Genomic DNA, 12,203 nt, shown 5'->3' on the forward strand with positions numbered 1-12,203 from the left:
CGATACATTCACGTATCGAATACGGTCCTGTATCGGATACGCTCGTGTATCGGAGCCCGGCTCCGCCCTGGTACAGAGACGTATCGCCACCCTCCCCACCCATCGTCAGGAGACCGCGTGTCGTCGCTGCTCTACCGTCTCGGTCGTCGCGTGTACCGCGCCCACCGCCTCGTCGCCGTCCTGTGGCTGCTGATCGTGGTGGCGGGCGGAGGAGGAGCGCTGCTGCTCAACCAGGGCACCGACAACACGTTCTCCATCCCGGGCACGCAGTCGCAGACCGCCCTCGACCAGCTCGAGCGCACCTTCCCCCAGGTCAGCGGCACGTCCGCGCGGTACGTGGTCGTCGCGCCCGACGGGGGCAGCGTCCAGGACGCCGACGTGAAGGGCCCCGTCAGCGACGCGGTCGCCGCGCTCGGCGACGTCGACGAGGTCGCAGCCGTCACGGACCCCTACTCCGACAGCGTGTCCGGCACGATCTCCGACGCCGGGAACGCCCTCGTCATCACCGCGCAGATGGACGGCTCCGCCACCACCACGAGCCCCGAGAGCCGCGACGCGCTGAAGGCCGAGGCGACGACCCTCCAGGACGCGCTGCCCGCCGGCTCCGTGGTCTCGCTCGGCGGCGACCTCTTCGCCCAGAACCTCCCCGGCGTGACCATCACGGAGGCGATCGGCCTCGTGGTCGCCCTCGTCGTCCTCGTGCTCACCTTCGGCTCGTTCCTGGCCGCCGGCATGCCGCTGGTCACCGCGCTGCTCGGCGTCGCCCTCTCGATGTCGGCCATCTTCATCGCCACCCGCTTCGCCTCGATCTCCTCGACCACGCCGCTCCTGGCGCTGATGCTGGGCCTGGCGGTCGGCATCGACTACGCCCTCTTCATCATCAGCCGCCACCAGGACCAGCTGAAGCAGGGCATGGACCCGGAGGAGTCGACCGCGCGGGCGACCGCGACCGCGGGCTCCGCCGTCGTCTTCGCGGGCCTGACCGTGATCATCGCGCTCGTCGGCCTCTCGGTCGCGGGCATCCCGTTCCTCACCACGATGGGCGTCGCAGCGGCGGGCGGAGTCGCGATCGCCGTGGTCATCGCGCTCACCCTGACCCCCGCCCTCCTCGGCTTCGCCGGCGCGCGGCTGCGCCCGAAGGAGCGCCGCGCGAAGAAGAAGGCCGCGAAGGCCGCCGCCGCCGCGGGCACCCACGTCGACACCGAGGCGCACGAGGAGGCGGCGACCGCCTCCCCCGGCGGCCACGTGCACGCCGAGGTCCCGCGCGGGTTCTTCCGCGGCTGGGTCCGGGTCGTCACGCGCTTCCCGATCGTGACGATCATCGCGGTGATCGGCGTGCTGGGCGTCGCGAGCATCCCGGCGCTCAGCCTCCGCCTCGCCCTGCCGGACGCCGGCTACCAGGCCGAGGGCACTCCCGCGCGCACCACCTACGACCTGCTCGCCGAGAACTTCGGCGCCGGCTACAACGGCCCGCTCATCGTCACCGGCACGATCATCGGCTCGACCGATCCGCTCGGCCTGATGGACGACCTCAAGGGCGAGATCGAGAAGCTCGACGGAGTCGCCTCGGTGCCGCTCGCGACGCCCAACGAGACCGCCGACACCGGCATCATCCAGGTCATTCCCGAGGGCGGCCCCGACTCCGAGGCCACCAAGGCGCTGGTCGCCGAGATCCGCGACAAGCACGACTACTTCCAGCAGGAGTACGGCGTCGACCTCGCAGTGACCGGCCAGACCGCGGTCGGGATCGACATCTCGGACACTCTCGCCAAGGCCCTGCTGCCGTTCGGCCTGCTCGTCGTGGGCCTGTCGCTGGTGCTGCTGACGATGGTGTTCCGCTCGCTCTGGGTGCCGATCAAGGCGACGCTGGGCTACCTGCTGTCGGTCGGTGCGTCCTTCGGCGCCGTGGCGGCGGTGTTCGAATGGGGATGGTTCTCGGACGCTCTGCACGTCGACAAGACGGGCCCGATCATCAGCTTCATGCCGATCATCCTGATGGGCGTGCTCTTCGGCCTCGCGATGGACTACGAGGTGTTCCTGGTCTCGCGGATGCGCGAGGACTACGTGCACGGGAGGCCGGCGCGCGCCGCTGTCGAGTCGGGCTTCGTCGGCTCGGCCAAGGTGGTCACGGCCGCCGCGGTCATCATGTTCTCGGTCTTCGCCGCCTTCGTGCCGGAGGGGGACACCAACATCAAGCCGATCGCGCTCGGGCTCGCCGTGGGCGTCTTCGTCGACGCGTTCATCGTGCGGATGACGCTGGTGCCCGCCGTGCTGCACCTGCTCGGCGACCGCGCCTGGCACATGCCGCGCTGGCTCGACCGCATCCTCCCGTCCTTCGACGTCGAGGGCGAGGGCCTCACGAAGGAGCTCGCGCTGGCCGACTGGCCGGAGCCCGGATCCACGGACGTGATCGCGGCCGAGGACCTCCGCCTCGACGGACCCGACGGTCCCGTCTACAGCGGCGTCTCGCTGCGGGTCGCTCCCGGCTCCTCCCTCGTGGTCCACGGGCCGCACCGCTCCGGCCGCACCGCGCTGCTGCTGAGCATCGCCGGTCGGCTCGCCCCCGACTCCGGGCGCCTGAAGGTCGCGGGCCTGGTCGTGCCGATCCGCTCCGCCGCCGTGCGCGGCCGGGTCGGGCTGGTGCGCCTCGCCGGAGCCGCCGACCCCGTCGCCGACGTCCGATCGGCCCTGGAGTCGGCCCCGCCGATCCTGGTGCTCGACGACCTCGACACGGTCACCGACCCGCAGCTGCGCGGCGCGATCCGGGCCGAGCTCGACGCCGCCCGCGCCGCCGACGACGCGTTCACCGTGGTCGCCTCCTCCGTCGACGCCGAGGCGCTCGACGACCTCCTCCCCTCCGACCGCGGCGTGCTCGCGGTCTCGCCCGCGGCCGAGCGCCGCGCGATCGCAAAGGTCCTCTGACAGATGGCTCTCCTCTCCCTCGAACGCCCCCGCGGCGTCAAGAAGGTGTCCTGGCTGACCCTTCTCGGGATCGTCCTGGTCCCCCTCGTCATCGGCGGCCTCCTGGTGTGGGCGCTCTGGAACCCGACCGAGCGCCTCGACACGATCACGGCCGCCGTGGTCAACGAGGACACCCCGGTCGAGATCAACGGGCAGACCGTGCCGCTCGGGCGCCAGCTCGCGGCCGGCCTGGTGACCGGCGGCTCCGACTCCGCGAGCTCGGACGCCCCCTCCTCCACCCCCTCGGCGAGCGCGACGCCGTCCGCGAGCACGACCCCGGTGCCCAACGTCTCCGGCTCGGACTCGACGGGCAACTTCACCTGGGTCCTCACGGACAAGGACGACGCCGCGAAGGGCCTCGCCGACGGCAGCTACGCGACCGTCGTGACGATCCCCTCCTCCTTCTCCGCCGCCGCCACCTCGTACTCGGGCGACGCCGCGGAGGCGACGAAGGCGACCATCGACATCGCCACCAGCGAGAAGGCCAAGCTCGTCGACGACGCCATCTCGGCCACGGTGACCAGCACCGCCACCTCGCTGCTCAACACGCAGCTGACCACGGCCTACCTCGAGAACGTCTACGTCGGCTTCAACACCCTCAACGAGCAGATCGGCCAGGCGGCCGAGGGCGCGGGCACGCTCGCCGACGGCGCCGACCAGCTCGGCACCGGCGCCTCCACCCTCGCCGACGGCACCAGCAGCCTCGCCGACGGGATCGACGAGCTCGCCACCGGCGCCTCCTCGCTCTCGGACGGCGTCGGGCAGATCGGCACCGGAGCCTCGTCCCTCGCCGACGGCGTGGGGCAGCTGGGCACCGGAGCCTCCGACCTCTCCGGCGGAGTCGCGCAGCTGGCCACCGGTGCGCGCGGCCTCTCCGGCGGAGTGGGACAGCTCGCGACGGGCGCCCGCGACTCGGCGACCGGGGCGACCGCGCTGCAGGGCGGCGCCTCCGACCTGGCCGACGGGCTCGACCAGCTGAGGGAGGGAGTGGTGAGGACCGGCGACGGGACCCAGCAGGTCGCCGCCCTCAGCGCCGGCGCCGCCGCCGCCACCGCGGGGACCTTCGAGGCGCTCAGCGCCGCGCTCGAGGGCTGCGAGACGACGCAGTGCCTCGCCGCGCGCGCCGTCATCGCCTCGGCCGACGGACCCACCGGCGCGACCACCCTCGCCACGACGACCGCGGGAGCCGTCGCCGGGATCGACGCGGGCATCCGCCTCGGCGGCGACGGGCAGCCCTCGCTGATCGACGCGGTCGGGCAGTCCGCCACCGGCGCGCGCACTCTCTCGGGAGGCATCGGACAGCTGTCCGGCGGCCTGACGCAGCTCGCCGACGGCGCGGACGACGCCGCGGGCGGAGCCTCCCAGCTCGCCGACGGCCTCGACACCACGGCGGCCGGGTCCGCGCAGCTCGCGACCGGCGCCACCACCGCCGCGGCCGGCGCCCGCGACCTCGCGACCGGCGCGACCACGGCCGCGGGCGGCGCCGCCGACCTCGCGACGGGAGCCTCCTCCGCCGCCGACGGAGCCGACCAGCTCGCCGACGGCGCGAGCGGGGTCTCGGACGGCGCCGTGCAGCTCGCCGACGGCACCCGCACGCTCGCGACCGGCCTCGACGCCGCCGTCGCGCAGCTCCCGACCTACACCGAGTCGGAGTCGACGAACCTCGCCGACGTCGTCTCGGACCCGGTCGAGAACGCGAGCAGCGCGACCGACCTGTTCGGAGCCTCCAGCGTCCCGTTCTTCGCGACGATCGCCCTCTGGCTGGGCGCCCTCGCGACGTTCCTGGTGCTCGCGGCGTTCTCGCACCGTGCACTCTCCTCGACCCGCTCCTCCGCGGCGCTCGCCCTCTCCTCCTACGTGCCGGCGCTCGTGATCGGCGTGGTGCAGGGACTCGCGGTCGCGATCGTGATGAGCGGGGTCGCGGGCCTGGAGCCGGGCCGCTGGGTCGGCTTCGCCCTCCTGGCGATGCTCACCGGCGCCTCGTTCGCCGCGGTGAACCAGGGGCTGGTCGCCCTGCTCGGAGGGATCGGCCGCTTCCTCGCGATGGTCGCGGCGGTGATCGCGCTCGGCGCGGGCATCATCTCGACGGTCCCCGGGCTGTTCGACGACGTGCTCGGGTTCCTGCCGCTCTCGGCGGCGCAGAACGCGCTGTCCGGAGTGGTCGAGGGCACCGACGGCACGGCCGGCGCCGTCGTCGGCCTGGTGATCTGGCTGCTGTTCGGCCTGCTGCTCACCGTCGCCGCGATCGCCCGCCGCCGGGTCGTCTCGGTCCGCGCCCTGCACCGCACCGCGCAGGCGTAGGCCGCGCCTCGCGCCACTCCTCCCCCGAACCGGGGACGGGTGGCGCGAGGATCGCGCCACCGCCGCGCCTCTCCGGGCGACCGGCCCCGGCCGGGGCTAGCCTGACGCGATGGAGTCGGAACCGATGGCGATCCGGACGCGACGGGTGTACGGCCCATCGGTCCTGCGGCGCCTCCGCGCCCTCCTCCTGCGGCTCCTCGGCGCCGGCCTCGCGGCCGTGCTCATCCCGTTCGCCGTACTCGCGGACCGCCGCGGGGTCCTCGACGAGTCGGTGCTCGCGCTCGGGCTCCTCGCCCTCACCGTCGTCATCGGACTGGCCTCGGCGGTCTCGCTCTTCGTCGTCTCCCCCACCCGCGTGATGACGACCGAGACGCAGGTCGTGCTGATGCGCGGCCGCCGCCGCCGCGAGCAGTGGCCCCGCCGGTCGGTCCGCTTCCTCGAGTCCGCCGACGGCGACGGCTTCGTCGCCTGGTGCCGCGGCGACGGAGTCGAGGTCCGCTGCGCGCATTTCCGCCCGGAGGACCTCGCCGCCCTGCTCGCCGACCTCGGCGCCGCCGCCCGCGTCCGCGACGCCCTGCCGCCCGCTCTGGCCGGGCCCGCCTCGGCCGTCCGCTTCCGGCCGCACCGCGCTCCGCTCCAGCGCCGGGCGGTCGCCCTGGTCGTCGTCGCCACGGAGGCGTTCGCCGCCGGCGTCCTGGCCGTCGCCCTCGCGGGATCCCCGTCGGGAGACCGCGCGCAGATCGCGCTGGGGGCGGTCGTCGTGGCGCTCTCCCTCCCGCTCGGGCTGGTCGCGGCGCGGCTGGCGCTGCGGCCCGGGCTGCCGGGCTCGATCGTGGTGTCGGAGTCGGCCATCCAGATCGACGGGCTGATCTTCCCGCTCGAGGCCCTGCGCTCGGTCGTCGCCTCGAGCCCGACGGGGAGCCGGAGCCTCCGCCTGACCCTCACCGAGACGAACGGCCGCATCACGGAGGTCCCCCTCGGGCTGCGGGTGCCGACGCTGCGGCGCGACCAGCTCTTCCCCGACTATCCGCTGCTGCTCGGCGTGCTGCGCGAGCGCACGGCGGGGCTGCTGCGGATCGAGGGCTGAGGCTCAGTCCTCGGCGCCGTCGGCGATGCGCTGGTGGTGGTGGATGACCTCGGCGACGATGAACCCGAGGAACTTCTCGGCGAACGCCGGGTCGAGGTGCGACTCCTCGGCGAGCGCCCGCAGCCGCGCGATCTGGCGGGCCTCGCGCTCGAGGTCCGCGGCGGGCAGCCCGTGCGCGGCCTTCAGCCGGCCGACCTTCTGCGTGAACTTGAAGCGCTCGGCGAGCAGGTGGATCAGCGCCGCGTCGATGTTGTCGATGCTCTGACGGATCTGCACGAGCTCGGCCCGCGCCAGGGACTCCTCGTGCGACGGCTCCTCGTGCGACAGCTCCTCGGTCATGCCCCGACCCTAACGGACCGCCCCCGGACACGACGACGGCCCCTGCCCGGAGTCCGGGAGGGGCCGTCGAGAGGGCCCGGTCAGTCGACCAGGTTGATCTGCACGGGGATGTTGCCGCGGGTGGCGTTGGAGTACGGGCAGAGCTGATGCGCCGCGTCGGCGACCTTCTGCGCGTCCTCGGAGCTCGCCTTCGGCACGTAGACGTCGAGCTCGACCGAGAGGCCGAAGCCGTCGGAGTCGTTCTTCCCGATCGAGACGCTGGCCGAGACGGCCGCGTCGGTCGTGTCGATCTTCAGCTGGCGACCGGCTCCGTGCAGGGCGCTGAGGAAGCAGGCGGAGTAGCCGGCCGCGAACAGCTGCTCGGGGTTGGTCCCCTCGCCGGAGCCGCCGAGCTCCTGCGGGGCGCGGGTGTCGAGGTCGAGACGGTCGTCCTCGGTGCGGACGTGGCCGTCGCGTCCTCCACCGGAGGCGTGGGCGATGGCGGTGTAGAGAGCATCCATCCCCCCATCCCACCACTCGGCCGCCGTGAGTCGGGTGAACGCGGGATGCACGTCCGTGCGTTCTCCCGGGAATCCCCCTCGGGAACGCTCCGGGGAGCGTCAAGCCCCTCCCCCTCGGCGCCCTCCGGGTGTGCGGTGGAGGGACACCGACCCCGACCGGCGCGAGCCGGAGAACGGACACGAGCATGCGAGCACTCACCTGGCAGGGCATCGAGAAGGTCTCGGTCGAGACCGTCCCCGACCCCCGCATCCAGCAGCCGACCGACGCGATCGTCCGGATCACCTCGACCGCGATCTGCGGCTCCGACCTGCACCTCTACCGCCTCCTCGGGCCCTACATCGACCGCGGGGACGTGCTCGGCCACGAGCCCATGGGCGTCGTCGAGGAGGTGGGCTCCGGAGTCACCACCCTGAAGCCCGGCGACCGGGTCGTCGTGCCCTTCAACATCGCCTGCGGCGAGTGCTTCATGTGCCGCCGAGGGCTGCAGTCGCAGTGCGAGACGACGCAGGTCACCGAGTACGGCTCGGGGGCGGCGCTCTTCGGCTACACGAAGATGTACGGCCAGGTCCCCGGAGGGCAGGCCGAGCTGCTCCGCGTGCCGCTGGCCGACTACAACACGATCGTCGTCGGCACGGACCTGCCGGACGAGCGCTACCTCTTCCTCAGCGACATCGTGCCCACCGCATGGCAGGGCGTGGAGTACGCGCAGGTGCCCGACGGCGGGACCCTGGTCGTCTTCGGACTCGGCCCTGTCGGCCAGTTCGCGGCGCGGATCGGCGCCCACCGCGGCTACCGCGTCCTCGCCGTGGAGCCCGTCGCCGAGCGGCGCGCGATGGCCGAGCGGTACGGCGTGGAGACGTTCGACCTGTCCGACGACATCGCCGCCCAGCTGCGCGACCTCACGGACGGGCGCGGCCCCGACTCCGTCGTCGACGCAGTCGGCATGGAGGCGCACGGCTCGCCGGTCGGCTCGTTCGCGCAGTCGATGGCGGGGCTCCTGCCCGACCCGATCGCCCGCAAGGCGATGGACACGGTCGGCGTCGACCGCCTCGCCGCAGTGCACGCCTCCCTCGACCTGGTGCGCCGCGGCGGCACCGTGTCGCTGAGCGGGGTCTACGGCGGAGAGGCCGACCCGATGCCGCTGAAGTCGATGTTCGACAAGCAGGTGACGGTGCGGATGGGCCAGTGCAACGTGAAGCGCTGGATCGACGACCTGCTGCCGCTGGTGGAGGACTCCTCCGATCCGCTCGGCGTGATGGACCTCGTGACCCACCGGGCACCGCTCGAGGACGCTCCGGCCCTCTACGAGACCTTCCAGAAGAAGGAGGACGGCTGCATCAAGGTCGTCCTGCACCCCTAGCCGGGGAACAGCGAAGGCGGCGCCCCCCGAGGGGAGCGCCGCCTTCGCGGTACTGCCGAGACCTACTTGAAGACGTCCTTGACGTCCTCGCCGGCCTTCTTGGCCGAGGCCGCGGCCTGGTCCTTCTGGCCTTCGGCCTTCAGGCTGTCGTCGTTCTTGTGGTCGCCCAGGGCTTCCTTCGCCTTGCCGGCGATGTCCTGAGCGGCGTTCTTGATCTTGTCATCGAGCCCCATGGTGGTGCCTCCTTCGCTGATCGTTGGCACGACCGTAGGACCGGGAACTGCCCGCTTCCTGGGAGCGGGAAGGGGCTTGCCCGGGCGCCCGCTGGACTGCGATGATTCGCGCCCTCGACCGGTGCCGGCCGGTCGAGGGCGCGGGATCAGGTCGCCGGGGTGGCGGACTCGGACGGAGCGGACTGCGAGGGCGCATTCGTGGGCGTCTGCGACGATCCGTCGTCGGCGCTGGTGGGCACCGCGCTCCCCGACTGGTTCGGCGTCTGGGCGTCGCCGGTGCAGCCGGCCAGCAGGCCGATCGTCAGGGCGGAGGCGCCGAGCGCCCCGAGGATCCGTGCGGCGCTCACTTGCCCGTCACCGCGTCCTTGACGGCCCCCACTGCCTTCTCGACGATGTTCGGCTTCGGGTCGGTGCCGTAGAGGCGCTCGTCCGGCTGCGTGGGCGGGGGCATCGGGACGTTGCCGCCGGGCTCCGCGACGCGGTAGCTGAACTCTCCCTTGCCGTCCGGGGTCGGGCCCGAGGCCCAGCTGCCCTCGGAGGCCGCTGCTCCGTCCGAGAAGTTGATGTACTCGTACGACACCGAGCGCTCCTCCTTCGAGATCGGGAAGTTCGAGGGCACGGGCAGGTCCTCCCGGCCCTCCGCGCGCAGCTCGGCGGCCGCCGCGATCCACTGGTTCTGGTGCATGGTGTCGCGGGCCAGGAGGAACGACAGGAGGTCGCGCACGCCGTGGTCGTCGGTCATGTGGTAGAGCCGGGCGACCTGGAGCCGGCCCTGCATCTCCGCGTTCGCGTTGGCGGTGAAGTCGGCCAGCAGGTTGCCGCTGGCGGTGATGTAGGAGCCCTGCCACGGGTTGCCCATGCTGTCGACGGGGCGCGCGCCGGCGCCGGCCACGATGGCGTGCTGCACGTCGGAGCCGCCGATGACCGCCGCGAGCACGGGGTCCTTCTTCATCGCGTCCTCGGACTGCTCGACCGGGGCCTTCTCGAGCAGCTGGGCGATCATCACGGCGATCATCTCGACGTGGCCGAACTCCTCGGCGCCGATGCCGAAGAGCAGGTCCCGGTACTTGCCCGGGTCGTGGGCGTTCCAGGCCTGGAAGCCGTACTGCATCGCCACGGTGATCTCGCCGTACTGGCCGCCGAGCACCTCCTGGAAGCGGCGGGCGAAGACCGCGTCGGGCTTCGAGGGCGTGGACTTGAATTGGAGTTCCTGACGGTGGAAGAACATGACTGGTTGCCTTTCCGGGGTAGCCGGGCGGATCCGGGTGCGGACGTCCGATGTCTGTCCTCTCGACGGTAGGGAGCCCTGTTCGCGGGTCAGAAGGGGCTTGACGCGGCGGCGGAGCAGTCGATTCACGGGCTCTCGGGACCCGCCCTCGTGGGCGCGGGATGGTAGCCCCAACAGGGGGTCAGCCGCTATGCCCTTCCCGGTACTCGAGGGCCCGAACAGACTGGCGACGCCGGCACGCATTCATTCCCCACTCGATCCTGGAAGGGACAGACGATGTCGAACATCGATCCCGCTTCACCTCCGTTCGGAGACGGCGCCGCGAACTTCGGCGCGACCGAGACCCCCATCGACAGCGGGGCGCACGTCGCCTCCACGGACACCTCCTCCGGCTCCTCCTCGGGCGGCACGGCCGACTCCGCGAAGGAGAAGGCGAGCGCCGCCGCGGGCACCGCCAAGGACCAGGCCGGCGCCGTCGCCGGCGACGCCAAGCAGGCCGCGAGCGAAGTGCTCTCGACCGGCAAGGACGAGGCCGCCAACGTGGTCCAGGAGGCCAAGGTCCAGGTCAAGGACCTCTACGACCAGAGCCGCACCCAGCTCACCGAGCAGGCCCACGCCCAGAAGGAGAACGCCGCCAAGGGCGCCCGCGCCTTCAGCGACGACCTGACCGCGCTGGCCAACGGCGAGGGCGGCAGCGACAACGCCGCGGCGAAGCTCGTCTCCCAGGCGGCCACCCGCGTGCAGGGTGTGGCCTCGTGGCTCGAGAACCGCGACCCGTCCGAGCTCCTCGACGACGTCCGCGCGTTCGCCCGCCGCCGCCCGGGTGCCTTCATCCTGATCGCCGCGGCGACGGGACTCGTCGGCGGGCGCCTCATCCGCGCCCTGACCGCCGAGGCGAAGGACGAGAAGGAGGCGACGAGCACCCGCACCGACGGGCCCGAGTTCGACGCCCCCGTCTCGACCACCGCGTACTCCGACGCCTCCGCGTACGACGCGCCCGTCGCGTCCGCCTACGGCACCGTCGGCTCGAGCTCCCTCGAGCGCGACTACGCGCCGACCGAGCCCGTCGCCGACCCGCTCGACGGCGGCTTCCCGAACGGCGGCCGGCTGTGACCGACCCGACGGGCGTCCACCGCTCGACGGAGACGCCCGACCAGCGGGCCGGGTCGACGTCGCTGGGCGATCTGCTCGGCGAGGTCTCGCGCGACCTCTCCACGCTGATCCGCCAGGAGATGGCCCTCGCCAAGGCCGAGCTCAAGGAGTCCGCCGGCAAAGCGGGCAAGGGAGCGGGGCTCCTCGGCGGGGCGGGCTACGCCGCGCTGATGGCCGTGCTCTTCCTCTCGATCGCCCTCTGGTGGGGCCTGGGCACTCTGATCGGCAACGGCTGGTCCGGAGTGGTCGTGGCCGTCATCTGGGCGATCGTGGCCGCGATCCTCTACGCGGTGGGCCGCAAGAGCCTGAAGCAGGTCGACGGCGCTCCCGAGACGGTCGACTCCCTCAAGAAGATTCCCGACACCCTCAAGCCGAACGGGGCAGGACGATGACGTACGACGCAGGACAGAACAAGACACCCGAGGAGATCCGGGCGGACATCGAGCGCACGCGCCTCGAGCTGGGCGGGGACGTCGACGCGCTGGCCGAGAAGGTCAGCCCGTCCGCCATCGCGCAGCGTCAGACCGACAAGGTCAAGTCGGCCGTGGGCTCCGTCCGCGACCGCGTGATGGGCTCGGCGCACGACGCCTCCGACTCGCTCTCGAGCGGTGCGGGCTCGGCGAAGGCCAAGGCCGAGGGCAACCCGTTCGCCGTGGGGCTCATCGCCCTCGGCGCCGGACTCCTCGTCGCCTCGCTCATCCCCGCCTCCAGCAAGGAGAAGGAGGCGGCGAGCCGCGTCAAGGAGCAGGCCCAGCCGGTCGTCGACAAGGTGACCGACGCGGCCAAGGAGGCGGCGAGCGAGCTCCGCGAGCCCGCGCAGCAGGCCTTCGCCTCCGTCAAGGAGACCGCGACCGACGCTGCGCAGAACGTCAAGGAGGCGGGCACCTCCGCCACCGACGACGTGAAGGACTCGGCCCGCGAGGCCAAGCACGCCGTCCAGGAGGACGTGCAGCACTGATCCGTCGGCGCTGACAGGGCGGTGGGCCTCCGGGCCCGCCGCCCTTCGTCGTGCCGCCGGGAATACACCGCCGCCCGCACTCC

Annotated in this window: 12 protein-coding genes; 7 read left to right on the top strand and 5 right to left on the bottom strand. The window is 72.7% G+C overall.

The genetic code is table 11. The features are described from left to right. Positions 1-117: 117 nt before the first annotated feature. The 3 genes from C5D50_RS03195 (at position 118) to C5D50_RS03205 (ending at position 6,349) form a co-directional block, all read left to right on the top strand. A complete protein-coding gene (locus C5D50_RS03195) occupies positions 118-2,922 on the top strand; it encodes an MMPL family transporter (protein ID WP_104250664.1) in 2,805 nt (934 codons plus the stop codon). A 3-nt stretch (positions 2,923-2,925) separates the two neighbouring features. Continuing rightward, complete coding sequence (locus C5D50_RS03200) at positions 2,926-5,262, top strand: YhgE/Pip domain-containing protein (RefSeq protein ID WP_104282702.1); 2,337 nt, start codon at positions 2,926-2,928, stop codon at positions 5,260-5,262. A 109-nt stretch (positions 5,263-5,371) separates the two neighbouring features. Continuing rightward, positions 5,372-6,349 carry a hypothetical protein gene (locus C5D50_RS03205; RefSeq protein WP_146079605.1) on the top strand — a complete coding sequence of 326 codons (978 nt, stop codon included), beginning with the start codon at positions 5,372-5,374 and terminating at the stop codon, positions 6,347-6,349. A gap of 3 nt (positions 6,350-6,352) precedes the next feature. On the opposite strand, the gene C5D50_RS03210 is transcribed toward C5D50_RS03205, so the two are convergent. Then, a complete protein-coding gene (locus C5D50_RS03210) occupies positions 6,353-6,688 on the bottom strand; it encodes a chorismate mutase (RefSeq protein WP_104222760.1) in 336 nt (111 codons plus the stop codon). An 80-nt stretch (positions 6,689-6,768) separates the two neighbouring features. Next, positions 6,769-7,188 (bottom strand): organic hydroperoxide resistance protein, encoded by a 420-nt coding sequence (locus tag C5D50_RS03215; RefSeq protein ID WP_104222761.1) that lies wholly within the window; start codon positions 7,186-7,188, stop codon positions 6,769-6,771. A gap of 185 nt (positions 7,189-7,373) precedes the next feature. Between C5D50_RS03215 and C5D50_RS03220 the strand changes: the two genes are divergently transcribed. Then, on the top strand, positions 7,374-8,549 hold the full coding sequence (locus tag C5D50_RS03220) for a zinc-dependent alcohol dehydrogenase (RefSeq protein ID WP_104247475.1): 1,176 nt from the start codon (positions 7,374-7,376) through the stop codon (positions 8,547-8,549). A 62-nt stretch (positions 8,550-8,611) separates the two neighbouring features. Here the strand turns inward: C5D50_RS03220 and C5D50_RS03225 are convergent, their stop codons facing one another. The 3 genes from C5D50_RS03225 to C5D50_RS03235 form a co-directional block, all read right to left on the bottom strand. Continuing rightward, positions 8,612-8,782 carry a CsbD family protein gene (locus tag C5D50_RS03225; RefSeq protein ID WP_104222763.1) on the bottom strand — a complete coding sequence of 57 codons (171 nt, stop codon included), beginning with the start codon at positions 8,780-8,782 and terminating at the stop codon, positions 8,612-8,614. A gap of 146 nt (positions 8,783-8,928) precedes the next feature. Next, on the bottom strand, positions 8,929-9,129 hold the full coding sequence (locus C5D50_RS03230) for a hypothetical protein (RefSeq protein ID WP_104255990.1): 201 nt from the start codon (positions 9,127-9,129) through the stop codon (positions 8,929-8,931). Beyond that, positions 9,126-10,010 (bottom strand): manganese catalase family protein, encoded by an 885-nt coding sequence (locus tag C5D50_RS03235; RefSeq protein ID WP_104282704.1) that lies wholly within the window; start codon positions 10,008-10,010, stop codon positions 9,126-9,128. Before C5D50_RS03235 ends, C5D50_RS03230 begins: the two co-directional genes overlap by 4 nt. A gap of 276 nt (positions 10,011-10,286) precedes the next feature. On the opposite strand from C5D50_RS03235, the gene C5D50_RS16795 reads away from it, so the two are divergent. From C5D50_RS16795 to C5D50_RS03250, 3 genes are read left to right on the top strand one after another with little or no spacing between them, the layout of a single operon-like run. Next, complete coding sequence (locus C5D50_RS16795; protein WP_104282705.1) at positions 10,287-11,123, top strand: hypothetical protein; 837 nt, start codon at positions 10,287-10,289, stop codon at positions 11,121-11,123. Further along, a complete protein-coding gene (locus C5D50_RS16800; protein ID WP_104222767.1) occupies positions 11,120-11,554 on the top strand; it encodes a phage holin family protein in 435 nt (144 codons plus the stop codon). Before C5D50_RS16795 ends, C5D50_RS16800 begins: the two co-directional genes overlap by 4 nt. Further along, the gene (locus C5D50_RS03250; RefSeq protein ID WP_104222768.1) at positions 11,551-12,120 is read left to right on the top strand and encodes a DUF3618 domain-containing protein; all 570 of its coding nucleotides are present in this window, start codon (positions 11,551-11,553) and stop codon (positions 12,118-12,120) included. Before C5D50_RS16800 ends, C5D50_RS03250 begins: the two co-directional genes overlap by 4 nt. Positions 12,121-12,203 lie beyond the last annotated feature (83 nt).

This window comes from Rathayibacter sp. RFBD1 (assembly GCF_002932915.1).
GTDB lineage: Bacteria > Actinomycetota > Actinomycetes > Actinomycetales > Microbacteriaceae > Rathayibacter.